Below are 24,581 nucleotides of genomic sequence, written 5' to 3'. Positions count from 1 at the left end.
ACAACTGCAATTGTTATGTTATAACATAACTAAAATAAGAGTGAGGTTAGTACGCTATCGCACTCGCTTACGTCATTTTGAAGGAGTCGCAATGTCATCTTTATCCCCCAATTTCAAAAAACTGCCGGTCACCGTGCTTTCTGGCTTTCTCGGTGCGGGAAAAACTACGCTGCTTAACCATATTTTGAATAATCGCGAAGGCCGTCGCGTGGCGGTGATCGTCAACGATATGTCTGAAGTGAACATTGACGCTGCGCTCGTGCGAGAGGGTGGGGCGGAGTTATCGCGTACTGATGAGAAGCTGGTCGAAATGAGCAACGGCTGCATCTGCTGCACGCTGCGTGAAGATTTGCTGCTGGAGGTCGATCGTCTGGCTAAGGACGGCCGATTCGACAATCTGGTGATTGAATCCACCGGCATTTCCGAACCCTTGCCGGTAGCGGAAACCTTCACCTTTGCTGACGAAGACGGGCAAAGCCTGTCCGAAGTTGCCGCGCTGGATACCATGGTCACGGTGGTGGATGGCTTCAATTTCCTTCGCGACTATGAATCCAATGAAAGCATTCAGTCACGCGGTGAGTCGCTGGGTGAAGAAGATCAGCGCACCGTGGTTGACCTGCTGGTGGATCAGATTGAATTCTGCGACGTGCTGATTCTGAACAAAACCGATCTGATTGATGAGGCGGAAAAAGCCCGTTTGATGGCGATTTTGCATTCACTGAATCCGCGCGCGCGTATTGTGACGTCTGAATTTGGCAAAGTCGCACTCGATCAGGTCCTGAATACCGGCTTGTTTGATTTTGACGCGGCATCGCAGGCACCGGGCTGGCTGCAAGAACTGCGCGGTTCGCACACGCCAGAAACCGAAGAGTACGGTATTCGCAACTTTGTGTTCCGAGCCCGCCGACCGTTTCATCCCACGCGCTTTGCCGACGTTATCGAGGGCGATCTGCAAGGCGTGGTGAGATCGAAAGGGTTCTTCTGGCTTGCCAGTCGCCCGCATTACGCCGGTTCATGGTCACAAGCGGGCGGGGTAACACGTCAGGGCTTAGCGGGGATGTGGTGGGCAAGTGCGCCAAAAGAACGCTGGCCGGAAGATCCCGAAACGCTGGAATACATCATGCAGAACTGGGTTGAGGGAACGGGCGATGCGCGTCAGGAGATTGTCTTTATCGGTATTGAAATGGATGAAGCCGGTCTGCGCAACAAGCTGGAAAACGCACTGCTTACCGATGAAGAGATGGCTCAGGGGCCAGAAAACTGGGCTGAATACCCGGATCCGTTTGAACCCTGGTTCCACTGATCACAGGCTATAAATCGTATCTGCATAGTGGATCGCTTTAAGGGGCACCCCTACGAAATCTGCACAGGACAATCGTAGGGCTGCCATTTATGGCAATCAATATACGGCTACGATGCTAAGAGAAAATAATGCAAAAAATTCCTCTCACCATCCTCAATGGTTTCCTCGGCGCAGGCAAAACCACACTGCTTAAGAGCCTGTTGATTCAGGCGCATAAACAGCAACTGGCGGTCTGCGTGATCGTCAATGATATGAGCGAGCTGGATGTCGATGGTGTGCTCATCGCCAACACCGAGATCGTTAACGCCAGCAAACATAATTTCATCACGCTCTCCGCTGACAGTATCAGTAGTCGCAGCGGTATCGAAAAGCTTCATGCTGCGCTGACCCCACTATTGGGCGCCCATCGACCAGACATGATTCTGCTGGAAACCTCTGGCAGTAGCCATCCGCTGCCGCTGGTGCGTTACTTCCGTGACCATCCAGAGATACAACTTCACGGGTTCTTATCGCTGGTCGACAGCGTGATGTTGAATGATGATTACCAGCAGGGCGAGGCGCTGATCCCACGCCTGCAGGGCAATCTCAGCCGTGGTGAACGGCGCATCGAGAACCTGCTGGCAGAACAAGTGATGTTTTGCAGTCATTTGCTGCTGACCAAAAATGATCGGCTGCCCGCTTCCAGCATTTCTCGCATTGCTCAGGCGATTCATCCGCTCAATCCCTATGTCGCCGTGATGGCGGTATCACGGGGAAACCTGTCACTGAATGAACTCATGGCGATGCCGTCCTACGATTTCGGGCGGGTCGCTCAGTTAATGGAAGAATTAGCCGATGAGGTGGACGCAATTGATCCTGGCGGGTGGAAAATGACTTCCGAAGTGATTCACGACGATCGTCCTTTCCATCCACAGCGACTGTGGGACACCTGTCACCACTTTATGGGCGCGGGCATCTATCGCAGTAAAGGGTTTTTCTGGTTGCCGACGCGCGATGATCTGGCGCTGTTATGGAATCAGGCCACGGGCAGCATCAGTCTGGAATTTATCAGTTACTGGAAAGCGGGGATTCTTGAGCACCGTGACAGTCCACTCACCGCAGAAGAGCGAGCTGCAGTCCAGCAGGCAGTGGCCAAAATGCCGGGACGATTTGGCGATCGACGTTGCAGTTTAACGGTCATTGGGGAGTCGAGTGAGGTGAAAGCGTTCACCGCCGCCCTGAATCGCTGCTTTCTCAATGAAGACGAGATTGCATGGTGGCAAAGCGGCGGTGAATTTGCCGATCCCTGGCCGCAGCGCGTGGCGCGTGTGACTGCCTGAATTAGCTGCCTAATGCACGCAGTTGGGTACAGAACGGACACTGACAGCCAGAGACCGGTTTTATCAGCTGAGAGTGAAACTCTGCTGTCGCCATAGGCTGCGTCAGGTCGACGTTGGCCACTGCGGTGTCCGGCTTCTGCGCCAGTTTTAACGTATCAATCTTTGCCTGAAAAGCACCCGCTTTTGCCGATGCAATGGCGATAAGCAGGAGAGGAACAGTGGTCTTCATCGCAGCAACCTCAATGAATGATTGTGAATTGTGACGATATAACATATTACAGCGCTGTTAAGGAATTTCAACATGACCAAACCCACAGCAGGAGAGCAGCAAAACCTTCTCAGTATGCCGCCAGAAGAGTATATGAATGCTCACCAAAGTGATTTCTTTTTGCGCTTATTGCGACATGAGCGTCAGGAACTGCTCGAACACATCGACTACCTGAAAGCACAACTGCAACGCAGTGAACAGCAGGGGGATGAAGCGGACAAAGCGATACGCGAAGAAGAACTGCGCCTCCTGTTTCGCCAGATTGATCGCGAAAGCCGACTATTACCAAAAATTGATGCGGCAGTGCAGCGCATCCATCAAGGTGAATACGGCTACTGTCGTGAAACGGGCGATCCCATTGGGCTGGCTCGCCTGTTGCTCCGCCCCACCGCCGAACTCTCTATTGATGCCAAAATTAAGCAGGAACGGGTTGAAGCGCAGTATCGGAAATAAAAATCACCCAGAGCGCAGGCTCTGGGTGCTGATTACTGTGAACGCCCCAACCACATGGACACTTCCACGCCATCATTAAAAGGCAGGGATAAATAGCCGTTTCCGCTGTGCACGCGCGTCAGATATTCCGGGCTGAAATCCGCATCATCGGCGACGATCAGCGCCCCTGGGCGCAAATAAGGCTCAACCAACGTCAAAATCTCTGGGTAAATCGCTTTCGCACCATCCAGCACCAACATATCGATCGATGTTGGCATCTCTGCGCTCAAGGTATGCAGTGCATCGCCAACGCGTACTTCAATCAAATCACTCACGCCCGCATCAGCAAAATGATTACGTGCTAAGGCAACCTTGCCCGGTTCGAATTCACTGGTAATGATTTGACCGCCACCGTTATCGCGCACCGCCGCTGCCAGATGTAGCGTCGAAATGCCGAATGATGTGCCGAACTCAACGATAGATTGTGCTCTGCTACTGCGCGCCAGCATATACAGCAGCTTGCCGGTCTCACGTGATACCGCCAGCGGCACATTTTTCAAGTGGCCATAAAGTTCCAGGTAATCGGTTTTACTCTGCATCAGGCGATTTTGTTCTTCATCAGACATGGCGTGAAAAGCCTCATTTGTCGGATGAGCCATGTTGTCGGCCAGTTCAAAGAGATAGTTAAGCAGTGGCGCTAAAGGCGCAGACGTTAAAGTATTCATGATGTTTCCCCGTGGATTAATCTGTGCGATCAGAATACGATGAATCATTCGCATTTAACTATTCGTGTTCAGGAGTAGCCAGTGGATGAACGCCGTAACACTAAGATTTCACAGAGAAAAAGTCCGCAGCAAGCGCGTTCAAGTGAGCTGGTTTCGGCGATATTGCAAGCCGCTACTCAGGTTTTGGAACAGGAAGGCGCCACGCGATTTACCACGGCACGCGTGGCGGAACGTGCCGGCGTCAGTATTGGATCGCTGTACCAATACTTTCCCAATAAAGCGGCTATTCTTTTCCGGTTGCAAAGCGAGGAATGGCAGCGAACCGGCGACCTCTTAGGTTCGATTCTGCGCGATCGCACCGTCTCCGCTCGCCAGCGTCTGCATCAACTCACGCGGGCATTCTTACTTTCCGAATGTGAAGAAGCGGCGATGCGCACTGCGCTCAATGACGCGGCGCCACTGTATCGCGATGCGCCAGAAGTGGCGGCCGCGCGTGCAGCGGGGGAAAATGTGATGAGTGACTTCTTATTTGAATTACTCCCGCAATGGGATGAAAAAGAGCGTTTGCGCGCCGCAGATTTGATCAACAGTACACTGGGGAATGTGGGTAAGCATTTTTCGGAAACTGCGCGCTCCGATACTGAAATAGAGGACTATGCACGGGATATGGCTGATATGTTCTGTGTCTGGATCAGGGAAAAAGGCGCGGATATGCAGTAAAACATGGGCCTGGAAATCTCTGAAAGCAGTAAACAATCTCATTATTCGCATTCTCATTAATCCACACCGCGAGTAAGCTTTAGGAAAACCTTTTCAAGCCGGATGGAAACACGGCGAGCAGATACGGGAGAGCAAAATGGCAGTGAAAATGATTGCGGTGGATATGGATGGCACTTTTCTCGACGATAATAAGCAATACAACGCGCAGCGCTTTTCGCGCCAGTACGCGTTGTTGAAAGAGAAAGGCATTCGTTTTGTGGTCGCCAGTGGCAATCAGTATTATCAGCTACAGCGCTATTTTCCTGAAATCAAACATGAAATCGCGTTTGTTGCGGAAAATGGTGCCTGGGTTTCAGACAGCAATGAAGAGATCTTCTGCGGCGAATTAGCGCAGGAACGTGTGCACCAAATTCTGGATATTCTGGCGAAAGAGCCTGACATTAGCACGGTCGTCTGTGGTCGTAATGGTGCCTATGTGCACACCTCAATGCCTGAAGAAGTGATTGCGATGTTAGCCAATCACTACCATCGTCTGGAGAAGCGCGACAATCTCTATGATATCGATGACACCATCTTCAAGTTTTCACTCAATCTGGCGCACGAAGGGGTGGACGCATTAATGGAGCGTCTGCATGCGGAATTGGGCGCGATCGAAAACATTATGCATCCCGTTTCAAGCGGTTTTGGTTTTGTGGATTTGATTATCCCCGGTTGCCACAAAGCACACGGCATTGCGCTACTACAGGAAAAGTGGGGTATCGACGATTGCGAAGTGTTGGCGATTGGCGATAGCGCCAATGATCTCGAAATGCTGCGCCAAGCGTGTTACAGCTTTTCGATGGCCAATGCCGCCGCACCTGTGGCCGCCGTTGCGCGTTATAAAACCGATAGCAACAACGACGAGGGTGCGCTTAACGTGATTGCACGCTTGCTGGCACGCGAAGAGCCGTTTGGCTGATTCCTCGCGGCAGAGTTTATCGAGCCAGGGCTAAACTTTCATCTGGGCGATCGATTCTGCCGCGACCTTTATCACCTCAGGCCTCACGTCTCGCTAACCTTTTTTCCATCCGCTTAATCAGCGGTGGCAAGAGTAATGCGCTGCCGGCAACCAGCACCCAGAATATGATCGGTAGTGGCGCTGTTATCTCAAAAGTCATGGCCGAAACAAAAAAGGCGAGGGTGGTACTCAATGACATCAGCGCCGTTTGCAGGGACAGGAAACCAGCCCGACTGGCCTCATTTGGAAATCTCGCGGTCACACAAGATACCACCACCAATCGTCCGTAAGCCCCGCCCAGAAACAGTCCCATGAATAATGCGCTGGCATGCAAACCTGTGACGGGAAGCAGCATGCTGACCAATAATATCAGCGTTGAGACAAGGGCTAAGGTGTAGCTGGACCAGTGAGCCAATAGTTTTCCGGTGAGTTTTGTCGCCATCAACCCTGCGATGCCACCGATGAAGAACAGCACTGGCAGAGAGGCGCTCACCGCCTGCATGTGTTGGGTCAATAAAGGCACCAAAGCAGGAATGATGAGCATAGGTGTGAATTGTGCGATGGCGTTCCCGCTGGCGAAAAACAACCATTCTGGCGTTAGCGCTATCGATGATTTAGGGGAGATTTTGCGCGGAACATCAGGAATTAACCCGGCAATAAGAAGCAAACCTATCAGACACAGCAAGCCAATGAGTCTCGGTGCGCTATACCAGCCGAAATGGGTGCTCAAAAACAGCATGGTCGGCATCCCTGCAATGCTGACCACAGAGAAAGCGGCAATGACGGTGGCAATCATCCGTGCTCGTAAGGCCGCTGGCGCGAGGTTGATTAATAAACTCATCCCTATGCCCATGGTTGTTCCCCCCACTAAGCCCGCCATAAATCGTAGAACCAGCAGCTGGGTATAATCGCTCGTGAAGGTGATTAGCACCGTCAGAACGCCTAAAAGCGCCATATTCCACAGTAAAAATCGTTTGGCGTTAACGCGGTCAATCCATTTCCAAATACATAACCCTGATAGCACTGAACCCAGGGTGTAAGTCCCCGTGACATAACCTGCATAAGTGACAGGCACTGAAAATTGAGACGCCATGTAGGCAAACAGCGGATTAAACATCATGTATTCGAGGGCATTCGTGAATTGAACAAAAGCAATAATCACAGCGATGCGGATCACAGTGAATGAACCTGATTGCGGGGTGAGGACAGGCATAATTTGCTCCATTAAGTGACAGGAGGCCTAGTCTATTGCCCGTGCATCATTATGATTAGAGAGATAAAATGAGATGATTAATTATCAAAAATGGGATAATAGATGCGCAGTAAAATCGATTTAAATGTCTTACGTGTCTTCGTCACCGTTGCAGAAAAAGGCAGTTTTATCGGTGGGGCGCGGGCCCTTAATATGCCTGCATCGAATGTGAGTCGCCAAATTTCCCAACTGGAAGAACGGTTGGGGATGCGACTATTACAGCGAAGTACGCGTCACATGAAGCTGACCGACGCAGGGCAGATGTTTTTTGACAGCATGCGCCCCTTGTTGGATTCGGTGAATGAGACGGAAGCCAGGCTAAGCCACGCGAAAACTGAACCGGAAGGATTGCTACGCGTGTGTTTACCGAGTGGCGTAGGGCCGGTGGTGTTTGGCAATCTTCTGGCTGACTTTGCACTGCGGTATCCCAAGATTGAACTCCACTGTATGACCAACCTTCAGGGGGCTGATGCACTGTGGGAAGACTGCGATGTTGTGATTGATATCAGTCGCGGTGCTCGTGCCAGCAGTGATGTGATTGCTCAACCGCTGGTCTTATTGCCCTGCCAGATTGTTGCGGCGCCGACTCTGCTTCAAAGGTTCCCAAGACCTACGCACACAGAGCAATTGCTGGCTCTGCCCTGTATCACTACCGTTAGCGCTCTTCAGGGACAGGCATGGCAATTTCTCACGACGGGAAAGGGGTATCGACATATCAACGTGACGAGCCCGTTTCGTGTCGACAGCGGTGAGATGGCACTGCAAGCAGCACTGAAAGGCGTCGGGTTTGCCATCCTTTCAGCGCAGGCTTGTGAACCTTATATTCGTGACGGGCGGCTAGAAGTGATTGAACTTGAGCTCGTTCCTGCTCCTCTTGAGATCGCTCTGCTCTATCAGGAGCGCAGTTTTCTTCCCGCGCGAAGCCGTGCGTTTATTGATTTCCTACAAGAGGCAGTGCGAAATCATCGGGAAAAATAACCCGCCTCGCGCATATCCTGCAGTAATCCCGGTCCGATGGGCTGCCAGTTAAACGTCTGGCGCGTCCATTCACTGGATGCAGGGTTATCCACGGAGGCAAAGAACGCCATCCAGCCAAGCCACTCTTTGGCTTCTTCCAGCGTCAGGCTTTTCACCGGCAGGGATAAACCGGTGCCGATGGTTTCGGCGATCTGACGAAACGCAATGCCTTCCTCCTGAATCGCATGCAGAATCGTGCCGGCTTCGGCGTGTTCAGCGGCGAGGCAGAACAACTCGGCGGCATCATCACGATGTACAGCTGGCCAGCGATTGCTGCCGTCACCGATATACACCGCAGCCCCTTTCTCTCGCGCCATATTGATGATCATTGGCACAAAACCATGATCGCCTGCACCGTGAACGGTCGGTGGTAAGCGCACCAGCGACACGCGTACGCCTTTATCAGCCAGGGCGAGTGCGGCAATGTTGGAGTCGGAACGAGGATGGCCGCCGGAAACTGGTTTGGTTTGCTCTACAGCAAGACGTCCAGGAGATACCAGTGCCGTGCCGGTGGTGACCACCAACGGTCGGTTTGATCCGGCAAGGACTTCGCCCATCGCCAGAATCGCCTGCTGATCAATAGCCGCCGCATGATCCATCCGGCTGAAATCATGAATGTAGCCTGCGTGGATCACACCATCACTCTGCTCAACGGCACTGCGCAGGCTGGCAATATCTTCCAAATCCCCACGAATCACCTGCACACCTTGCCGTTGCAGTTTCTCTGCTGACGCGTCACTGCGCGCCAGTCCGAGAACATCTACACCGCGTGCCTGCAGTTTTTTCACAATGGCGGAACCGATAAACCCGCTTGCTCCGGTCACAAAAAGTCGCATATTCGTACTCCTTCTCAGGCTGTTGAAGCACTATGATAAAAGTCTCCGGCGCGGCGAAAAGTCGTGAGCTTATACAGGTATATGCACTAACAGGATAACGCTATGACCCTACAAGACGACAATCTGCTCGGGAACTATCTGCGTGAACGCCGCCAACGGCTGGATGCAGGTAAACTCGGCTATCCGTTGCTGCGCCGTCGCACACCCGGTTTACGCCGTGAAGAGGTGGCGGTGCGTGCCTGTGTCAGCACCACCTGGTACACCTGGCTGGAGCAGGGGAGAGGCGGTGCGCCTTCTGAAGATGTGTTGGAGCGATTATCCAAAGCGTTAGAATTGACCGCTGCCGAGCGCGACCACCTGTTTTTACTGGCGCAAAACCGTTTGCCGGGCGTGACCTGGCAGGCGGGCGTGGATGTGTCGCCCTCTTTGCAGCGAGTGCTCGATAGCATGACGCAAACCCCGGCACTGGTGAAAACCGCAGAGTGGCAGGTGGTCGCCTGGAATCATGCGGCGACCAAAGTGTTTGTGGATTACGCCCAGTTACCGCCGGAGCAGCGCAATATCCTGTTGATGATGTTCAGTAATGAAGAGATGAAAAAGCGCCTGCCGGATTGGTATCAAGTCACGCGTGGCATGGTGGCGAATTTCCGCGCTGACGTGGCACGCACCGGTGCCAGCGAACATGTGCGTGCGCTGGTGGACGAACTCAGTGAGATGAGTGAAACCTTCCGCCAGCTATGGCAATCGCAAGAGGTTAGCCAGCATGGCGAAGGGATCAAACAATTGTGGCTGCCGGACGACGGCGTGCTGGAACTTGAATACAGTACCTTCGCGGTCGAGGGGAAACCGGGTTTAAGCCTGGTAGTATTCAATCCGCGCTTGCCAAGGGATCGCGAGACGGTGGCGCGTCTGATGGCACGTCCGTAGCCTTACGCAAGTTGCCTTCCATCGCATCTAACGCTGCCTGGTTTTCCAGCCCCCATTGATACATCTGTTCAATCGGAGCAGCGAAGGTCAATCCCAGCGGCGTTAAGCGATAATCCACTTTCGGTGGAACCACATCGTAGACGTGGCGAGCGATCAGTCCACGCTGCTCCAGCTCCTTCAACGTTTGAAACAGCATCTTTTTAGAGATCCCCTGCAAGCTACGCTGCAGTTCACCCGTGCGCGCACGCTGCCCCGGCCAGTGGTAAAGCGCATGCAGGACCATGCTGCTCCACTTCAGCGAGAACAGATCCATTAAGCGACGCGGCGGTGAATCGGCATAAAAAAACAGCTTACCGTCAACCCAGGCTGGCATCAGTGTCACTCCTCTATGGTTACCAAATGGTGACTACTATCATTTTCGCACCACGTTGACTATAGTCTGCCGCCTTCAATTTGATAACGCCAGCACCTTGCGGAGGCATCATGAAAATCAACGCATTAGTCGCTCACGACGCGGCACAACCCTTAGTATCCAGCCAGATTGCGCTGCGTCCACTGCAAGCGCAGGACGTGAAAATCGACATTCTGTATTGTGGCGTATGCCATTCCGATCTGCACATGGCGCGTAACGAGTGGGCGGTCAGTCGCTATCCGCTGGTGCCCGGTCATGAAATCGTGGGGCGCGTGGTAGAAACCGGCACTGCCGTCACAAATTTCAAAGTCGGTGATGTTGTGGGTGTCGGCGTGATGGTCGATTCCTGCCGCGAGTGCCACTTCTGTCAGCAGCAGGAAGAGCAGTATTGCGAAGCCGGTTTTACGCCGACTTACAACGGCATTGATAAGCACACTGGCGACAGCACCTGGGGCGGTTACGCGCAGAATGTGTTGGTCGATCAGCATTTTGTGGTGTCAGTACCGCAGAACTTGCCACTGGCAGGTGTTGCACCTTTGCTCTGCGCAGGTGTCACTGTGTGGTCGCCGTTACGTCACTTCAACGTACGAGCGGGCGATAAAGTGGGCGTGGTCGGCTTAGGCGGCTTGGGCCATATGGCGGTGAAACTGGCGAGCGCGATGGGTGCGGAAGTCACGTTGTTCACCACCTCTCCGGAGAAGGGCGCTGATGCACGCCGTCTTGGCGCAAGCCGTGTTGTGGTGTCGCGTGATGATGCGCAGATGGCAGCGGCGCAAACCTCTCTCGATTTCATTATCGACTGCGTTTCCGCGCCACACGACCTCAATCCTTACCTTGCGACCTTAAAAACCAATGGCCGCCTGGTGCTGGTGGGGATTCCTGAACAACCCCATCAGTCTCCCGACGTGACGCCGATGGTGTTCCGCCGTTTAAGCATCAGCGGTTCGTCGATTGGCAGTATTCAAGAGACGCAGGAGATGTTGGATTTCTGTGGCGAACACAACATCACAGCGGACATTGAATTAATTGCTGGAGAGACGGTGGAAAATGCCTTTGCGCGTATGCTGAAGGGCGATGTGAAGTATCGCTTCGTCATTGATATGGCGACGACCCGCTGGTAAAAATCTTGGCGATTTCAGCCTGAAATCGCCAGATTAAAACTTACTCAAGCTGCGTTTTTGAGCTAAGAGAAAAGTGCTGTACCAGTTGCGCTGCGCTGAGATTGTCATGGTGAGACAAACCCGCAGCAACAATTTCCAGTACATTCTGACCGCAGGCGACGTAAAGCGGATCGGTAGAAATAATCTTGCCCGGTTCATGCTGATGCGTCTGGGCAACCACGCGACTTTTCCACACTATAAAGCGCTGCCCGCCCATGAAACTGTAAGCACCAGGCCACGGGTAGGCCACGCCACGAATCAGACGGTGAATCTCATCCGCAGACTGCTGCCAGTGGATCTGCCCATCTTCAGGTTTACGCTGTCCGGGTTCGCTGGCCAAACGCTCATCTTGGGCGCGCTCGATCAAACTTCCGGCCTGCAAGCCACGCAACCACTGCGGCATCTGTTCGCGTGTCGTGCGCACCAGTTTGCGGTGCAGTGACAGCGCGTCATCTTCATCGGTAATGGTGACAGGGTGTTGTGCCAGTATCGGACCTCCATCAGGGATGGCATTGATACGATGCAGCGTCACGCCGGTTTCGCGTTCATTGCGAATAATGACCCAATTAAGATGGGCACGACCGCGATAGGCAGGCAGCAGCGAAGCGTGGACATTGAACGCCCCCTTTTTCGCGGTGGCGATCAACGCGGGGCAGAGTGCTTGCCGATATGACAAAGTGAAAATCGCATCCGGTTGCAGGGTGGCGACCTTAGCAATCCATTCTGGGGTATTGATATCCTCTGTATAAAACACCGGGATCTGTTGCTGCTGCGCCAGCTTTTCGACCGAGTCAAAGAAGTTATTCTCCTGACTGGCCCCCGCATGGGTGAAGACGCAAGCCACTTCAAATCCCACTTCCTGCAAACTCTCCAGCGCTGCGCACCCCATTTCGTGGTACGCATATAACACGACTTTCATAGTCCCGCCTGTGAATACTGATTAACGTCGCTGCCAAGCATAGCAGGGGAAGATTATGCTGGGCTTAAACCATCGCATTTGAAATGCGGTCTGTTTTCTGCGCACTATATGGCCCCGTTCTATTGTTCTGGCAGGAGGCCACATGCATTCCCTCGAACTTCATTTTATCAACGCCCGTCAGCCACTTTCCGCAAAACAGCATGAGATAAGCACGGCGTTGCAACATACGTGGCAGTTGGCCAATACGCAGCTCGACTTTAATGCGTTAGATGTCGTGGTTAAAGCGGGACAGTTTGTTCTGGAAGGTAAGGGATGTCTGGGGTACACCCCGGAGCAAGGCCTGGTCTATCTCACTGTGGATCCGCAAAGCCGGGATCTTACGCAAGAGAGCCTTAGCCGCATGTTTGCTCATGAACTGCATCATGCCGCGCGTTGGGACGGCCCCGGATACGGACGTACATTAGGCGAAGCGCTGGTGTCTGAGGGGTTAGCTGGGCACTTCTCATTGGATGTGTGTGGCGGTGAGCCCGAGCCCTGGGAAACCTTGGAGAGCGCGATGCTCAGCCCGTTTATCAACCGGGCTTTAGAACAGTGGTCGCAACCCTGGTACGACCATAATGCCTGGTTCTTTGGTTCGGGCGATATGCCGCGCTGGTGCGGATACTCACTCGGCTTTGCGTTGGTCAAAGCTTTTTTACGCGAGCATCCGCAGCTGAATGCCGCTTCTTTGGTATTTACTGAAGCCGAAGATTTTCGCGGTTTTTTAATGCATCTTTAATTTTGCGTTTCAAGCGGAAAAACGCTGACAGGATAGACAGTGAGTGAGGTACTGGCACTCAACACTACGATGCCTAAAATGTTTGAGCGCTTGGTAATTTTTATCGTGTTATTTCGGAAACGATTGCCGGATGGGCGGCACACATTAATACTTCTAAGCAGCTCCGGTTCAAAAATTTGCACACCGGAGCAGCCTTTACCCCCTCCTGTCACGTGGTGATATTGAGCTGTAATTATCGTTACAGGCCCCGGAAAAAACTTAACCAGAGTTATCAAAAGCATATAGCCAAAAAAAGATAAAAATAACAATAATCCGGCGTATAGCTTTAAATTATCGAGAATAGATTGTGGTTTAGTACCTTTCCCCCATCTTTTTATACTGAAGAGGGCAGGGAAAGAGATAAAAAAAATAACTGCAATCATCGTCTTCCAGACGGAATTGCGAATAAATGATGTATCGTTTACCTCTACTTGCCACAGAATAAAGAGAAGAATAGAACCAAGCACTGTTGCCACTACTAAGAATACTTTAGAGTAAGAGTTGCTTTTCAATTGTGCCATCCTTGAGCGTTAACGTTTAGCTTGTCTTACTCTCAATACTAATCACCCCAATGAGAAACACCACCTATTAATCAACATCTTCGCCGTCTATTTGATGTATTTATCGACAGCTCGCCGAAGGTATTGATACAGGCCTTTCAACTTGGATTCCCGATAACTACAGCGTCGGGAACTGACCAATTTGTTGGAACATGGCAAACCAATCTTCCATATGCCAGGTGGTGGTCACACGCTCACCGTTGAGTAAGTGAAACTCATGCAGGCGCACGCTAATACGACGACCGGTTGGCGCCATCCCCATAAACTCGCCTTGGTGCGTACCAGTAATTTCGGCGCGCACGGCAATCTTTCCAGGTTCTTGCAACATGTCGTGCACGATGATGTTGATATCCGGGAACGCGGCGATAAAACTTGCCAGCACAGGTTTAAATCCTTCTGGTCCCGGCCCTTGGCCTGGCGCCAGTGGGATGTCATCCCAGTCTTGTGTTACCGCCAGATCCAGTAGATCAGGGTTCTTATCACTAAAAGCACGATAGAGGTTTTCTACCGCAGTACGTTCAGTTTGCAGGCGTTGGTTCAGTGCTTGTGTCTCAGACATGTTTGAGCCTTATTGGATTAGCTAGCGGTGCATCTCACCGGCTTGTGCAGTATTCCTGAATCTGACACTATCAATCCAACAAATGATCGGTATAGATCACTATACAAATTATGAATTTTGAAGGGTTCGATCTCAACTTGCTGGTGGCATTCAATGCCTTGATGCTGGAACGTAACGTCACTAAAGCGGCGGCACTGGCTGGCGTAAGCCAACCGGCGATGAGTGCCGCGCTTTCTCGCTTGCGTCGTGTTTTTGACGATCCGCTTTTTATCCGCAGCGCAGAAGGCTTGTTACCCACGGCGAAAGCGCAGGAGATGGCGATACCGGTGGCCGATGCGTTAGGGCAGGTGCGTCATTTAATGCAGCCCGCAGAGGTCTTTGATCCCACCGCCAAACAGCGCAGTTTTACCCTGGGATTGACGGAGTATCCGATGCATGTGCTGCTGCCCGCGCTAACCAAAAAGCTGGCGGCAGTGGCACCTCATTGCACGATTCATGTGCGTTATTTTATTGATCGTGATGAGGTTGTTGCACTACTCGATACGGGAAAGATTGATATTGCCGTAGGCGTACCGCCAACCAGAGCAGAAAACCGAATTCTTTCCCAGCCATTGCTACGTGATGACTTTGTCACCTTAGTCGGGCGTGACCACGAAGCTGCGCGTAAAGGCATGAACCTGCGAGCGTTTCTATCAATGCGCCACATCCTGGTGTCACCGGAAGGCAACCATTACGGCTTGGTGGACCAGCAACTGCGTGAGCAAGGTCTGACTCGTACTATCAGTCTGACGTTGCCCACCATGTTTACCGTGCCCGCGCTCTTGTCCGGAACGGATTATGTGGCGACGGTCCTGCGCCGCGTGGGCACCACCTCAGCCAGCCAGGGCGACATCATCATGTTTGAACCGCCGTTGGCGCTGCCTTCTATTCCTTTTGATTTGCTTTGGCATCGCAGAACGCAGGACAGTGCGGCGCACAGTTGGTTACGGCAGGTTATTAGCCAGGTGGCTTCAGACCTTAAATAATCAGAAAGTGCTGACCGCTAAGCCTATCGGCATTATTCCTGTTGCTGTTGTTCAGCCTGAAGAGTGTGAGTGAGTTGCCTGGCTTCTTGCGGCATTTCTAACCGTTTCAGCGGCCCCACAATGAACAGATAGGAAATGGCACCGATAATTCCCATCATGCCAACGTAGAGAATCGCCAGATTAAACGAACCGGTTTTCGCCAGGATTAAACCGACCACCAGCGGCGTTGCAATACTGGCGATGTTGCCAAAGAAATTAAACAACCCACCGGCCACACCCAGCACCTCTTTGGGTGAAGTATCACTGAGAATACACCAGCCAATATTGCCAAATCCCTTAGCGAAAAAAGCCACGCTCATTACGATGATAACGGCGATATCGGAGGTGACATAGTTAGCTAAAATAATCACCGCTGAGAAGATCATGCCGGCCATTACGGGTAACTTCCGCGCCAGGGTCAAGTCGTATCCTTTACGTAGCAGGTAGTCGGAACAAAGCCCACCCAGCATGCCGCCTATAAACCCCGCGATGGCCGGTATTGACGCCACTAAGCCCACTTTAAGAATCGACATGCCGCGATCCTGATACAAATAGGTTGGAAACCAAGTCAGGAAAAACCACGTGATGGAGGTCAGACAGAACTGCCCAATATACACGCCCACCATCATGCGGTTGGCAATCAGGGGTTTAAGATGCCTGAAGCGGAATGCTAAGTTCTTTTTATGACTGAGATCGGGAATCCCCCCTCCTGCGCGAATATAATCAATTTCTGCCTGATTAACCTGTTTGTGGCGCAGCGGATCGCGTACATACCACAGCCACAATAAACCCAACACCACACCTACCGCGCCTGCCCAATGAAAAATGGCGTGCCAACTCCAGGTTTGCAAAATTAAGGTCATCACGGGTGTGAAAATACCCAGCGCAATGTATTGCGCGGCAGAATAAACGGAAGTAACGAATCCGCGTTCATTATTGGGAAACCACTGCACACTCAAACGACTATTGGCCGGGAAGGCAGGCGCTTCTACCATCCCCATCAGAAAGCGCAGGATGAACAGTAGGGCAAAGGATTGTGCGAAGAGTTGTACATATCCCTGCATGAAAGTGAGTGCTGACCAGGCCACGAGGCCTACTCCGTAAACCAATCTGGCACCGAACTTATCCAGTAGCCAGCCGCCGGGGATTTGCATGGCAACGTAAGCCCAGCCGAAAGCGGAAAACGCCCAGCCCATGGTGACGGCATCGAAGCCCAGCTCTTTCGACATAAAAGGAGCGGCGACGGATAAGGTGGCGCGATCAACATAGTTAAATACGGTCGCCAGAAACAGGAATATTAAAATGGTGAAACGCACCCTGCTGGGTTTTGTACTCTGATGTGCAACGGTTGTGGCCATAGTGGTTTCCTGCATTGAGAGTGAAAAAACTCATGAATACCACCTAACTTCATGAGTGAAATGCTGATTAAGCAGAGCGGTGCTGAACCGCGCGGCGTGGTGCGTCGTCGTTATCAGGTAAAGCCTGGCGTTGCAGGGGGCCAACAATGAAAAGGTAAGACAGCGCTCCAATAATGCCCATCGATCCGACATAAAGAATCGCCATATCAAAGGATTTCGTTGCCTCCAAAATAAAACCAATCACCAACGGGGTTAGAATGCCCGCGACATTACCGAAGGTATTAAAAATCCCGCCCGATAACCCCAATGCTTCTTTGGGAGAGGTGTCGCTGAGAATACACCAGCCGAGGTTGCCGAATCCTTTGGCAAAAAACGCGATGCTCATGACCAATACCACAATCACATCCGAACGGGTGTAATTGGCCGCGATGATGGAGCAGGAGAGCAACATGCCCAATATGATCGGAAATTTACGTGCAAAGGTGAGGCTGTATCCTTTGCGCAGGAAATAATCAGAGATGAGGCCACCAACAATACCGCCGAGAAACCCCGCCAGTGCTGGAATGGCTGCTACCAAACCAACTTTAATAATCGACATGCCTTTGGCTTCATACAAATAGGTCGGAAACCAGGTGAAGAAAAACCAGGTAATAGACGTCAGGCTGAATTGTCCAATATAGATGCCAATCATCATGCGGTTGCAGCACATTTTTCGCACCTGCAGCCAGCTCAGTCTGGTTTTTTGTAATTGGTCAGCGCCTAAATCCGGAATGCCCCCGCCTTGCTGGATATAGTTAATTTCTGCCTGATTGACCTTCTTATGCTTCAGCGGATCGCGCACCGATGTCAGCCAGATAATGCCAAACACCATGCCGAGAATGCCCGAAGTATAAAATGCGTAATGCCAACTGAAGGTATGCATAAACCATGTCATCACCGGGGTAAACACGGCCAACGCAACGTATGGCATGGTTTGATAGATTGAGGTAGCGAAACCACGCTCTTTGTCAGGGAACCACTGCACGGTTAAACGGCTACTGGCTGGGGTTGCCGGGGCTTCGGCCGCCCCCATCAGAAAACGGAACATGAACAGCATAATAAACGGCGCAGGGAACAGGTAAACCAGCCCCTGAATAAAGGTGAAGATTGACCAAATGAGAATGGCCGAGCCATACACCAGGCGGGAGCCGAATTTATCCAGGAGAATCCCCCCTGGAATTTGAAACAGCATATAAGCCCAACCAAAGGCGGAGAAGGCCCACCCCATGGCGGCGGCGTCGAAGCCTAACTCTTTACTCATTAATGGCGCAGCCACTGACAGGGTCGCGCGGTCAATGAAATTCACCAGCATTGCCATGCCGATAAAGCCCAACATGGAGTATCTAATTTTGGATGTGTCCATGATGAATTCCTCGTTACCCTGCGATCAACGGGCGAAAATTGGCGATCAGTTGCTGTCTTACCGCTGTGGGTGGACTGCAAAGTGGGGGGCGAACGATTTCCCATTGCGCGTCGTCTGCGAGCGCGCTCTTGACGGCTTTGACGGCAGGAATGGTATCGGTCACGGCCAACGCCTTACGCAGCATGGCTAATTCCAGCTGTGCTTTTTTCCCAATATCTTCCTGAGCGTGCTCAAATACCTGACGCGCCAGCCCGGCCGTCAAATTGGTCATGGCAGTGATGCAGCCTGCTGCTCCTATCTGCAACATCGCCAGAAAATCGGCATCGGCACCGGTGTAAACCTCAAATCCCTGCGCTGCGAAGCGGTCGATATAGGTTTTTGTATTCTGCGCATCGCCACTGCTGTCTTTGATGCCTTTAATTCGGTGCGGATATTTTTCTAGCAGGATAGCGATCAGTTCGGGGGTAATCGCGACTGCAGATTGTTGCGGGAAGTGATAAAGATAAACACCCACTGTTCCCCCGATACGCGTAATGATTTCACTGTAGTAATGCACTAATCCATCAAGCGTTGGGGATTTGTAGTAGAACGGGGGCAGTAGTAAGACACCTTTGCATCCCATTTTTTCTGCATGTTGAGTCAGGCGCACGGCGCTGGGAATATCACAGGCAGCAGTGCCGGGAAGGAGTTTCTCCGCTGGGATGCCGCTGGCAACGATGCGCTCCAGCAATTGTTCACGTTCGTCCAAACTGAGTGAATTGGTTTCAGCCGTTGTGCCCAAAATGGCTAATCCGTGGCATCCGTTATCCAGTAGCCAGCGGCAATGCGCCACACTCTTCTCATAATTGATCGATAAATCCGGATTAAACGCGGTCAGCGCGGCGGCATTGACGCCAGCAAAGAGAGCCTGGTTCATGGTGTTTACCTGTCGATGAGATCCATATTGTTGCCTGGCTAAGGGCGGCTGGCTGGCCGCACCTTGCTGGGAACGTGATTATTTCTTATTAAATACATGACGTTGCGTGGCATGTGCGTTGAGCCAATCCCAATCGTATGTCACCCCTAAACCAGGCCCTTCAGGCACGATGACATTGCCATCGCGATCGATTGAATCAAGCTCATCTTTATAACCGCAGGCATAGCATGGCGGCAGGATGTTGCCGAGTTTCGGGCCAACTTCAGCTAATTCATAGAAATTCGTATTGCGAATAGAAGCCATCAACTGCCGATGCGCAGGGCCAGGCGCATGAATTTCCACGTCTAATCCAAGAGCTTCAGCCATATGCGCCGTCTTCAAAGCACCGGTGATACCCATATCGTATTCTGGATCGACACGAACAAAATCGGTGCCTCCGGCGAGGATAAAGTCAGCCTTGGCTTCCAGCCCACGTACATGCTCAGTAATCAGCAACGGGGTTTTCAGCAGGCCCCGCAATTTTTTATGTGAGAAGGCTGAAATTGAGTTGTCGCGATAGGGATCCTCGTACCAGAAGAAGTTAGCGTCATCACAGGCACGGCCCACATACAGCGCGTCGGCAAAAGTTTTCAAATCGGAGGCGGCGTCATACATCAGTTTCATACGGTCGCCCACCGCGTCACCCAGTGCCAATACTAAAGAGGCTTCTCGTTGCGGATCGCCATCAAACCAGCCGTGATGTTTAAACGCGCGGTAACCCATCTCGTGGCACAAGGTGGCGAAATCCGTGAAGGCGGCATTGCAATCCAGCATGCCATCGTCGCCGTGATAAGTACTGGCGTAAGCGGGCAGTTTGTTGCGGTACTGTCCTACCATACGTGAAATCGATTTGTTGGCTTGCTTACCTGCTAAGTCCCACAAAGCAATATCCACCGGGCCCTGGCCCATATGATCCATATGACATAACCGGCGATTCCATTCGGTGTAGAACGCTTCGCGCTGATCCGAGTCGCGGCCCGGTAAATCACCTGCTAGCATCAGTGTTTGCGCCAGCGCGGGTTTGGTACCGCCCCATAGCGCGACATATTCGCCGCGTGATCCGTCGTCACACTCAATGACAATGGCATATTTTGCCAGGCTAAGCGTGGAGCCTTTTACGTAACCTACGTGATTGTGCGCATTTTTAAATGCCGCACCCATATCCTTCACGTCATAACTGAACTCAATGACTTCAACTCGATTAACAGTTGGCATATCCAACTCCTGAAATAGCGTGGCAAATAATAATCCGTTGTGCGGTGAGCTCAGTGTTAAATGTCGACCTGAAACTGTCTATTTTACTTAGCGTTAATATTGATACCTAAAGAGTATTGTTTGTATGATTTAAGTGTGATTTAGATCACTGTTGTTTCTGTTTTTTAGTAATTTATTCAAATATAACAAGGTGTTGTTGATTGCATTTTGATGAAAAATAACTGATATCAAACACGCATTGAAATCTGATGTTTGACGCTAATCACATAATATCGATTTGGATTTCGATAAAAAGAGCAGTGGCAAGCAATGAACCCCGAGGCAAATGAAATGATGTCGATTAACCAGCTTAAATGTTTTGTCGCAGTGGCGACCGAACTCAATTTTCGTCGCGCTGCTCATTCGCTGAATATGAGCCAGCCGCCACTGACGCGTCAGATTCAGTTGCTGGAATATCAATTAAACGTCAAACTCATTGACCGCAGTACACGCTCAGTTGCGCTAACAACCGCAGGAAAAAGTTTTTATCGTGAAGCCAGTAAGCTGCTAGAGCATATCCATCAGGTAGAGCAGTTCACCAAAAAAATGGCAAATGGAGAGCAAGGTTCCGTGTCGTTGGGATTTGTGGCGAATGCTTACTATCAACTGGTGCCCGAGATATTATCTCGGCTCAAAGAAGACTTTCCTTTTATTAAGGTATCGCAACAACAATTACCCACGTACGAATTAATTGAGTCGGTGTATATGCAACAGCTTGATTTGGGTATCTCACGTATCATTCCCAATCACTCTAATATTGAAAGCTTGTGCTGTTTAAGTGAGCCCTTTATCGCCGCTATCCCCTCACAACATCCGCTCGCAGCCCAGGCGTCAATTTGTTTACAACATCTTGATAATCAACCGATGATCATGTATTCCATAGCCTGGAAACCTTTTTATGACCTGCTGACGCAGACTTTCGAGAAAGCGGATGTCAAACCCAACTATGTGATGTATGAAGGGAATACTGTGAATATTCAGTCACTGGTTAATGCAGGCTTAGGTATTGCGCTCATTCCACAGAGTGCGTCTATTTTTAAATTAGAAAATATCACTTATTTACCTATTGAAGCTGCGCCAGAATTGCGTAATGATCTCTATTATATTTGGCGTAGAGATAATAATAATGAAGCCTTCAAACTGATATTAAATACATTAATCGACAAGATTGACTGAAGTCGTCAGTTAAACGAAAAATAGTGACGCGATACAATAGTTGCCGCTTTGGCGTAAACCTGCCACTTTACTGCACATAATTAAAACAGACCGCAGTTGGCCTTCGGCCGCTTTGCAAACCCTTTAACATCAGACCAGGAGTAACAACCATGCTGGGGATAATCCGCGTATTAACCCATCCAGATCAGCACTTTGTCGAAGAACATGGTCGGCTGATTCATCAGGAATATGCTATTAACTCGATCAGCCGAGCGATCCCCGATCAGCACAAAGGCATTTTCGATGACGCCAGTGAAGCACTGGCGGTGCCAAAGATTGTCGCACTCGGTCAACAGCTAGAGGCCGACGGTTGTAATGCACTGTTCCTCAGTTGTGCCGCCGACCCAGGCCTTACGGCACTGCGCGATGCCGTATCCATTCCCGTCATCAGCGCCGGTTCGGCTTCGGCAAGTATTGCTCGCATGCTTAAACGCCTTGTGGCGGTAATGGGGATTGGTGCGGCGGCTCCTACGCCTTTCCGTCAGCTGCTGGGTGAATCTGTGCGTTATGCGCGTCCGGAAGGGGTGCTGAACACCACGGATCTATTAAGTGCAGAAGGTCGCGCCAGCGCCCTGGCCTGCGCTGATGCTCTCTATCGCGAGGGCATTGAGGTGATCGCTTTCTCCTGCACGGGTTTTTCTACCATCGCGCTGGGTGACAGTATTCGCCAGCAGCTGGGGAAAGTGGCGGTGGATGCGGTGAGTGCTGCAGGCCTGTTTATCAGCCAGTTAGCCCCGCAATCCGCACGATAACCTGCTCGCGCCGTCACTTGGCGGCGCATAACATCCTGTAATCGCTTTTTTGTGATCTCAGCGATAAACAAATCCCGCCTCGCTCCGATAACTCCCTTACCAGAATTTACAAAACACCATTCGCAGGAGAGGGAATATGGGGCTGGTATCCCGTTTACGTAATGTGCGCATCACCCGAAAATTGTCAGCAGGATTTGGCATTGTGTTGCTGTTGGTTGCTTTGGCAACCGGGATCAGCGTGCAGCGCTTCACGGCTATTCACGACATTTACCAGAAGACCAACCTGATTTATGACATCAACATCGAGGTATTCCAGGCCAAAATTAACCGCCTGAAGTACCTGTACGGCGATGATAAGTCGGGCAAAGTGATGGCCGATTACGTGACCCACGCCCAGCAATTAAACCGCGAAGCTAAACAGCTCTCGTGGACTGACAACGCGCGCCCATTGGTGGACGAACTGGATACCCATCTTGCCAGTTTCCAAAACAGTATCGGCGCGATGACACAAGCGACTCAGCAACTGAACAGCCTGCGTGCCCAGCTTGATTCGCTAAGCCAGCAGGATATGACCTCGCGTTATACACAGCTCATCCGCACCCCGGTCACCAATCCCGAACTCACCAACCAGATTTACGAGCAGCTGTTTGCCATCAGCAATGTGCGTGAAGAGGCGTGGGCGCTGCGCTTTAATGTCTCCGACACCTTGCGCAACACGCTGCAAACCCACTTCCAGCAGGCGGATCAGGGCATGAAAGCGTTATTGGCTCAGTTGCCGCCGGAACAGCAAGGTGGCTTTACTGCACTGTGGCAGGACACTGAGCGCTTTAAAGATCTCAGCCTGCAAGCGGCTGACAGCTATGGTCAACTGCGTAGCTCAGAAGACACGGTAAAAGTGGCTGGAGACAAGAGCAGTGCGGTGATTAAAAAGATCATCAGCATTGTGAAGGAACGCAACGACGAGTTAGCCAACGGTTCAGCGACCTTATCTCTGTTGATTGGTGGTTTGGCGATTCTGTTCGGTGTGCTGGTAGCGTGGTACATCATTCGCCAAATCACGCGCCCGGTATTCCATAACCTTGAACTGGCAGAACGTATTGCCAGCGGCGATCTCAGTTCGCAATTCACCACCGATCGCCACGACGAATTGGGCAAGCTGACATCGGCCATGGGCCGTATGAACGACCGCTTGCGCAGTATGATCGGCGATGTATTGAGCAGTGTCAGCAGCGTGTCACAAGCAGCCAGCGAGATTAATCAGGGTAACCTCGATTTATCATCCCGTACTGAGCAGCAAGCGGCAGCCGTGGTGGAAACCGCGGCAAGCATGGAGCAGCTAACCGCCACCGTGAAAAACAACGCTGAGAACGCCCGTCAAGCCAGCCAGATCGCTGCTGAAGCCTCGCATAACGCCAATCAGGGCGGTAAAGCGGTACGTGATGTGGTCAGCACCATGGGCGAAATCTCTGACAGTTCGAAGAAAATTGCTGACATCACGGCGGTGATTAACAGCATCGCTTTCCAGACCAATATCCTTGCCCTCAACGCTGCAGTCGAAGCCGCGCGTGCCGGTGAGCAGGGGCGCGGCTTTGCCGTGGTGGCGAGTGAAGTGCGCAATCTGGCGCAACGCAGTGCCGGTGCAGCGAAGGATATCGAACAACTGATCAGCGAATCCGTTAGCCGCATCAGCAACGGCCATCAACAAGTGGCGCGTGCAGGTGAAACCATGGATCAAATTCTGGGCAGCATAGCGCGCGTGAATGAGATCATGGAGGAGATCTCAGCGGCCTCGGATGAGCAAAGCCGTGGTATTGAACAGATTGCGCGAGCAGTTGGTGAGTTGGACACCACGACCCAGCAAAACGCCACGTTGGTGAGTGCCTCTTCGCACTCGGCGAATTCGCTGGAAGAGCAAGCGATGATGCTGGAGCGACTGGTGGCGCAGTTCCGTTTGCATGGAGCAGGGCGTTAAATCTACTCGACTTTAAAAAGGATCTCATCTGAGGTCCTTTTTTAGGTTTTGCATTGTGGTAATGGCGTCGACGTTCGGTGGTCCTGATTCATCGTGAGATGAGTTAAGTTTTGACGAGATGAAATTTGAATTAGTCTTCAATAAAAACTAATTAATGTAATGACTTACGATTAACTATCACCTTGGTGAATTATCGAGGGGGTTATAAACTTAACGTAAATTATCAATAAAATCAGTGCCATCTAGCTATGCCTTCGTTTGTTTATTGATAGCATCGAATTTTTTTTCGCTAATTTATAAGCGCAAGGTAAATATTCTTAAAATAATCCGATCCACCCTCCCTGTTTCCCGTTACACTGCATTTCTTGTCTGTCAGATTTTTCCTA

25 protein-coding genes are annotated in these 24,581 nt (G+C 51.5%); 13 read left to right on the top strand and 12 right to left on the bottom strand.

Features of this window, described 5'->3' with window-relative positions:
• Window positions 1-91: 91 nt before the first annotated feature.
• Entirely contained in the window at window positions 92-1,303 is a 1,212-nt protein-coding gene (zigA, locus tag F3J38_RS00855; RefSeq protein ID WP_084934016.1) for a zinc metallochaperone GTPase ZigA, read from the top strand.
• A gap of 128 nt (window positions 1,304-1,431) precedes the next feature.
• A complete protein-coding gene (locus tag F3J38_RS00850) occupies window positions 1,432-2,622 on the top strand; it encodes a CobW family GTP-binding protein (protein ID WP_167134252.1) in 1,191 nt (396 codons plus the stop codon).
• A 1-nt stretch (window position 2,623) separates the two neighbouring features.
• Here the strand turns inward: F3J38_RS00850 and F3J38_RS00845 are convergent, their stop codons facing one another.
• Entirely contained in the window at window positions 2,624-2,851 is a 228-nt protein-coding gene (locus F3J38_RS00845; RefSeq protein ID WP_167134250.1) for a hypothetical protein, read from the bottom strand.
• Between the two features lie 72 nt (window positions 2,852-2,923).
• Here F3J38_RS00845 and dksA point away from each other — a divergent pair, with 72 nt between their 5' ends.
• Window positions 2,924-3,343 (top strand): RNA polymerase-binding protein DksA, encoded by a 420-nt coding sequence (dksA, locus tag F3J38_RS00840; RefSeq protein ID WP_167134248.1) that lies wholly within the window; start codon window positions 2,924-2,926, stop codon window positions 3,341-3,343.
• Window positions 3,344-3,375: 32 nt separating this feature from the next.
• Here dksA and F3J38_RS00835 read toward each other — a convergent pair whose 3' ends face one another.
• On the bottom strand, window positions 3,376-4,047 hold the full coding sequence (locus F3J38_RS00835) for an O-methyltransferase (protein ID WP_167134246.1): 672 nt from the start codon (window positions 4,045-4,047) through the stop codon (window positions 3,376-3,378).
• An 81-nt stretch (window positions 4,048-4,128) separates the two neighbouring features.
• Here F3J38_RS00835 and F3J38_RS00830 point away from each other — a divergent pair, with 81 nt between their 5' ends.
• Window positions 4,129-4,767, top strand: coding sequence for a TetR/AcrR family transcriptional regulator (locus tag F3J38_RS00830; protein ID WP_167134244.1), 639 nt, complete (start codon window positions 4,129-4,131; stop codon window positions 4,765-4,767).
• 136 nt (window positions 4,768-4,903) lie between these two features.
• Window positions 4,904-5,725: a Cof-type HAD-IIB family hydrolase gene (locus tag F3J38_RS00825; protein ID WP_167134242.1), complete on the top strand. Its 822-nt coding sequence runs from the start codon at window positions 4,904-4,906 to the stop codon at window positions 5,723-5,725.
• Between the two features lie 76 nt (window positions 5,726-5,801).
• On the opposite strand, the gene F3J38_RS00820 is transcribed toward F3J38_RS00825, so the two are convergent.
• Entirely contained in the window at window positions 5,802-6,977 is a 1,176-nt protein-coding gene (locus F3J38_RS00820; protein ID WP_167134240.1) for an MFS transporter, read from the bottom strand.
• A 102-nt stretch (window positions 6,978-7,079) separates the two neighbouring features.
• Here F3J38_RS00820 and F3J38_RS00815 point away from each other — a divergent pair, with 102 nt between their 5' ends.
• Window positions 7,080-7,994 (top strand): LysR family transcriptional regulator, encoded by a 915-nt coding sequence (locus tag F3J38_RS00815; RefSeq protein ID WP_167134238.1) that lies wholly within the window; start codon window positions 7,080-7,082, stop codon window positions 7,992-7,994.
• Here F3J38_RS00815 and F3J38_RS00810 read toward each other — a convergent pair.
• A complete protein-coding gene (locus F3J38_RS00810) occupies window positions 7,979-8,869 on the bottom strand; it encodes an SDR family oxidoreductase (protein WP_167134236.1) in 891 nt (296 codons plus the stop codon). The two genes, F3J38_RS00815 and F3J38_RS00810, sit on opposite strands and share 16 nt — an antisense overlap.
• Before the next feature lie 102 nt (window positions 8,870-8,971).
• On the opposite strand from F3J38_RS00810, the gene F3J38_RS00805 reads away from it, so the two are divergent.
• Entirely contained in the window at window positions 8,972-9,796 is an 825-nt protein-coding gene (locus F3J38_RS00805) for a helix-turn-helix transcriptional regulator (protein ID WP_167134234.1), read from the top strand.
• On the opposite strand, the gene F3J38_RS00800 is transcribed toward F3J38_RS00805, so the two are convergent.
• Entirely contained in the window at window positions 9,738-10,169 is a 432-nt protein-coding gene (locus tag F3J38_RS00800; protein WP_167134232.1) for a winged helix-turn-helix transcriptional regulator, read from the bottom strand. The genes F3J38_RS00805 and F3J38_RS00800 overlap by 59 nt on opposite strands.
• Before the next feature lie 110 nt (window positions 10,170-10,279).
• Here F3J38_RS00800 and F3J38_RS00795 point away from each other — a divergent pair, with 110 nt between their 5' ends.
• Window positions 10,280-11,329: an NAD(P)-dependent alcohol dehydrogenase gene (locus F3J38_RS00795; RefSeq protein WP_167134230.1), complete on the top strand. Its 1,050-nt coding sequence runs from the start codon at window positions 10,280-10,282 to the stop codon at window positions 11,327-11,329.
• Window positions 11,330-11,369: 40 nt separating this feature from the next.
• Here F3J38_RS00795 and F3J38_RS00790 read toward each other — a convergent pair whose 3' ends face one another.
• Complete coding sequence (locus tag F3J38_RS00790) at window positions 11,370-12,287, bottom strand: formyltransferase family protein (protein ID WP_167134229.1); 918 nt, start codon at window positions 12,285-12,287, stop codon at window positions 11,370-11,372.
• Between the two features lie 142 nt (window positions 12,288-12,429).
• On the opposite strand from F3J38_RS00790, the gene F3J38_RS00785 reads away from it, so the two are divergent.
• Window positions 12,430-13,065, top strand: coding sequence for a DUF2268 domain-containing putative Zn-dependent protease (locus F3J38_RS00785; RefSeq protein WP_167134227.1), 636 nt, complete (start codon window positions 12,430-12,432; stop codon window positions 13,063-13,065).
• Here the strand turns inward: F3J38_RS00785 and F3J38_RS00780 are convergent.
• Together F3J38_RS00780 and F3J38_RS00775 are read right to left on the bottom strand one after the other, a co-directional pair.
• Complete coding sequence (locus tag F3J38_RS00780) at window positions 13,062-13,616, bottom strand: hypothetical protein (protein WP_167134225.1); 555 nt, start codon at window positions 13,614-13,616, stop codon at window positions 13,062-13,064. The two genes, F3J38_RS00785 and F3J38_RS00780, sit on opposite strands and share 4 nt — an antisense overlap.
• Window positions 13,617-13,782: 166 nt before the next feature.
• Window positions 13,783-14,223, bottom strand: coding sequence for an ester cyclase (locus F3J38_RS00775; protein ID WP_167134223.1), 441 nt, complete (start codon window positions 14,221-14,223; stop codon window positions 13,783-13,785).
• A 110-nt stretch (window positions 14,224-14,333) separates the two neighbouring features.
• On the opposite strand from F3J38_RS00775, the gene F3J38_RS00770 reads away from it, so the two are divergent.
• Complete coding sequence (locus F3J38_RS00770) at window positions 14,334-15,248, top strand: LysR family transcriptional regulator (RefSeq protein WP_167134221.1); 915 nt, start codon at window positions 14,334-14,336, stop codon at window positions 15,246-15,248.
• A gap of 32 nt (window positions 15,249-15,280) precedes the next feature.
• Here F3J38_RS00770 and F3J38_RS00765 read toward each other — a convergent pair whose 3' ends face one another.
• From F3J38_RS00765 to F3J38_RS00750, 4 genes are all read right to left on the bottom strand, one after another.
• Entirely contained in the window at window positions 15,281-16,645 is a 1,365-nt protein-coding gene (locus F3J38_RS00765) for an MFS transporter (protein WP_167134219.1), read from the bottom strand.
• Window positions 16,646-16,712: 67 nt separating this feature from the next.
• The gene (locus F3J38_RS00760) at window positions 16,713-18,047 is read right to left on the bottom strand and encodes an MFS transporter (RefSeq protein ID WP_167134216.1); all 1,335 of its coding nucleotides are present in this window, start codon (window positions 18,045-18,047) and stop codon (window positions 16,713-16,715) included.
• A 13-nt stretch (window positions 18,048-18,060) separates the two neighbouring features.
• On the bottom strand, window positions 18,061-18,963 hold the full coding sequence (locus F3J38_RS00755; RefSeq protein WP_167134213.1) for a dihydrodipicolinate synthase family protein: 903 nt from the start codon (window positions 18,961-18,963) through the stop codon (window positions 18,061-18,063).
• A gap of 78 nt (window positions 18,964-19,041) precedes the next feature.
• Window positions 19,042-20,217 carry an enolase C-terminal domain-like protein gene (locus F3J38_RS00750; protein ID WP_167134211.1) on the bottom strand — a complete coding sequence of 392 codons (1,176 nt, stop codon included), beginning with the start codon at window positions 20,215-20,217 and terminating at the stop codon, window positions 19,042-19,044.
• Between the two features lie 330 nt (window positions 20,218-20,547).
• On the opposite strand from F3J38_RS00750, the gene F3J38_RS00745 reads away from it, so the two are divergent.
• From F3J38_RS00745 to F3J38_RS00735, 3 genes are all read left to right on the top strand, one after another.
• On the top strand, window positions 20,548-21,432 hold the full coding sequence (locus tag F3J38_RS00745) for a LysR family transcriptional regulator (protein ID WP_167134207.1): 885 nt from the start codon (window positions 20,548-20,550) through the stop codon (window positions 21,430-21,432).
• A 149-nt stretch (window positions 21,433-21,581) separates the two neighbouring features.
• A complete protein-coding gene (locus F3J38_RS00740) occupies window positions 21,582-22,223 on the top strand; it encodes an aspartate/glutamate racemase family protein (RefSeq protein WP_167134204.1) in 642 nt (213 codons plus the stop codon).
• Between the two features lie 136 nt (window positions 22,224-22,359).
• Window positions 22,360-24,195, top strand: coding sequence for a methyl-accepting chemotaxis protein (locus F3J38_RS00735; protein WP_167134201.1), 1,836 nt, complete (start codon window positions 22,360-22,362; stop codon window positions 24,193-24,195).
• The last annotated feature ends 386 nt before the right edge of the window (window positions 24,196-24,581 follow it).

This window comes from Candidatus Pantoea formicae (assembly GCF_011752625.1).
In the GTDB taxonomy this organism is placed as follows: domain Bacteria; phylum Pseudomonadota; class Gammaproteobacteria; order Enterobacterales; family Enterobacteriaceae; genus Pantoea; species Pantoea formicae.
This window is presented reverse-complemented; position numbering and strand designations above follow the sequence as displayed.

Excerpts from the sequence above, each read along its gene's own strand:
- zigA (WP_084934016.1), top strand. The coding sequence starts at position 92 with ATGTCATCTTTATCCCCCAATTTCAAAAAACTGCCGGTCACCGTGCTT.
- F3J38_RS00850 (WP_167134252.1), top strand. The coding sequence starts at position 1,432 with ATGCAAAAAATTCCTCTCACCATCCTCAATGGTTTCCTCGGCGCAGGC.
- F3J38_RS00845 (WP_167134250.1), bottom strand. The coding sequence starts at position 2,851 with ATGAAGACCACTGTTCCTCTCCTGCTTATCGCCATTGCATCGGCAAAA.
- dksA (WP_167134248.1), top strand. The coding sequence starts at position 2,924 with ATGACCAAACCCACAGCAGGAGAGCAGCAAAACCTTCTCAGTATGCCG.
- F3J38_RS00835 (WP_167134246.1), bottom strand. The coding sequence starts at position 4,047 with ATGAATACTTTAACGTCTGCGCCTTTAGCGCCACTGCTTAACTATCTC.
- F3J38_RS00825 (WP_167134242.1), top strand. The coding sequence starts at position 4,904 with ATGGCAGTGAAAATGATTGCGGTGGATATGGATGGCACTTTTCTCGAC.
- F3J38_RS00820 (WP_167134240.1), bottom strand. The coding sequence starts at position 6,977 with ATGCCTGTCCTCACCCCGCAATCAGGTTCATTCACTGTGATCCGCATC.
- F3J38_RS00815 (WP_167134238.1), top strand. The coding sequence starts at position 7,080 with ATGCGCAGTAAAATCGATTTAAATGTCTTACGTGTCTTCGTCACCGTT.
- F3J38_RS00810 (WP_167134236.1), bottom strand. The coding sequence starts at position 8,869 with ATGCGACTTTTTGTGACCGGAGCAAGCGGGTTTATCGGTTCCGCCATT.
- F3J38_RS00805 (WP_167134234.1), top strand. The coding sequence starts at position 8,972 with ATGACCCTACAAGACGACAATCTGCTCGGGAACTATCTGCGTGAACGC.
- F3J38_RS00800 (WP_167134232.1), bottom strand. The coding sequence starts at position 10,169 with ATGCCAGCCTGGGTTGACGGTAAGCTGTTTTTTTATGCCGATTCACCG.
- F3J38_RS00795 (WP_167134230.1), top strand. The coding sequence starts at position 10,280 with ATGAAAATCAACGCATTAGTCGCTCACGACGCGGCACAACCCTTAGTA.
- F3J38_RS00790 (WP_167134229.1), bottom strand. The coding sequence starts at position 12,287 with ATGAAAGTCGTGTTATATGCGTACCACGAAATGGGGTGCGCAGCGCTG.
- F3J38_RS00785 (WP_167134227.1), top strand. The coding sequence starts at position 12,430 with ATGCATTCCCTCGAACTTCATTTTATCAACGCCCGTCAGCCACTTTCC.
- F3J38_RS00775 (WP_167134223.1), bottom strand. The coding sequence starts at position 14,223 with ATGTCTGAGACACAAGCACTGAACCAACGCCTGCAAACTGAACGTACT.
- F3J38_RS00770 (WP_167134221.1), top strand. The coding sequence starts at position 14,334 with ATGAATTTTGAAGGGTTCGATCTCAACTTGCTGGTGGCATTCAATGCC.
- F3J38_RS00765 (WP_167134219.1), bottom strand. The coding sequence starts at position 16,645 with ATGGCCACAACCGTTGCACATCAGAGTACAAAACCCAGCAGGGTGCGT.
- F3J38_RS00760 (WP_167134216.1), bottom strand. The coding sequence starts at position 18,047 with ATGGACACATCCAAAATTAGATACTCCATGTTGGGCTTTATCGGCATG.
- F3J38_RS00755 (WP_167134213.1), bottom strand. The coding sequence starts at position 18,963 with ATGAACCAGGCTCTCTTTGCTGGCGTCAATGCCGCCGCGCTGACCGCG.
- F3J38_RS00750 (WP_167134211.1), bottom strand. The coding sequence starts at position 20,217 with ATGCCAACTGTTAATCGAGTTGAAGTCATTGAGTTCAGTTATGACGTG.
- F3J38_RS00745 (WP_167134207.1), top strand. The coding sequence starts at position 20,548 with ATGATGTCGATTAACCAGCTTAAATGTTTTGTCGCAGTGGCGACCGAA.
- F3J38_RS00740 (WP_167134204.1), top strand. The coding sequence starts at position 21,582 with ATGCTGGGGATAATCCGCGTATTAACCCATCCAGATCAGCACTTTGTC.
- F3J38_RS00735 (WP_167134201.1), top strand. The coding sequence starts at position 22,360 with ATGGGGCTGGTATCCCGTTTACGTAATGTGCGCATCACCCGAAAATTG.